Source organism: Mesorhizobium sp. M8A.F.Ca.ET.181.01.1.1, from assembly GCF_004792025.1.
In the GTDB taxonomy this organism is placed as follows: Bacteria; Pseudomonadota; Alphaproteobacteria; order Rhizobiales; family Rhizobiaceae; genus Mesorhizobium.
In genome coordinates, this window is sequence record NZ_SRTV01000101.1 from 1 (window position 1) to 362 (window position 362).

Annotated in this window: 1 protein-coding gene; it reads right to left on the bottom strand. The window is 64.6% G+C overall.

The genetic code is table 11. The annotated features are described in order from the left end of the window. Positions 1–362, bottom strand: a 362-nt coding sequence (locus EN824_RS33765) for an alpha-2-macroglobulin family protein (protein ID WP_135933183.1), incomplete at both ends; no start/stop codon positions are given.

Genomic DNA, 362 nt, shown 5'->3' on the forward strand with positions numbered 1-362 from the left:
GCTCGGCAGACGCAGATAGTTCGCGCCGCGCCTGAGCGTCACTTTCTGGTTCAGCGACAAACCGCCGCCTTCCACCACCCACTGTGCGTCCATGTCCGCATCGGTCTGATTGAAGGCGATCATGTCGATGGCCGGCTGATCGTTCGCGCGGAAATGCGACGGCCCGCTCCACTTCAGATACAACGCCTTGTCCGAGCGCACGTAGGCGGTACGCTGACCGACCATGCCGTCCGGCGCAGCCGCTCGCACGGTGATGCGCCAGCGCGCGAGCGAGTCGGGCATTTTGAACGTCATGGTCGCGTGGCCGTTGGCGTCCGTTTTCAGATTGCCTTCCCACGCGGCGGTGTCCTGATCGTCGCGGC